General features: G+C 66.8%; 1 protein-coding gene. It reads right to left on the reverse strand.

The window, feature by feature from the left end; all coding sequences use genetic code 11:
* Positions 1 to 65: 65 nt before the first annotated feature.
* A partial coding sequence (locus tag J1M37_RS11075; RefSeq protein WP_206452662.1) for a GNAT family N-acetyltransferase occupies positions 66 to 437 on the reverse strand: 372 nt, incomplete at its 5' end.

Below are 437 nucleotides of genomic sequence, written 5' to 3' on the forward strand. Positions count from 1 at the left end.
GGGCATGTAACACGGCATCCGGAACGCGCCGGGCGGCTGCGGCCATCCGCCGGCAGGCCCGCGGTTCAGCCGCGGAAATCCTCGTGCAGCAGGCCGAACAGCAGATGGTCCTGCCAGATCCCGTTGATGCAGAGATAGCGCCGCGCCAGGCCCTCGCGGGTGAAGCCGCACTTCTCCAGCACGCGGATCGACGACGCGTTGGAAGGAATGCAGGCCGCCTCGATGCGATGCAGGTTGAGCTCGCCGAACAGCGAAGGCAGCAGCACCCGCAACGCCGTCGTCATGTAGCCGCGATGGGCATGCGGCAGGCCGACCCAATAGCCGATCGTGCCGGCCTGCACGATGCCGCGGCGGACATTGGCGAGCGTGATCCCGCCGATCATCACCCCATCCGATTCGCGGAAGATGATGAACGGATAGGAGCGATCCGCGGCGAT

The sequence above is a fragment of the Micrococcus sp. KRD012 genome (assembly GCF_017168555.1).
Classification (GTDB): Bacteria; Actinomycetota; Actinomycetes; order Actinomycetales; family Micrococcaceae; genus Micrococcus; species Micrococcus luteus.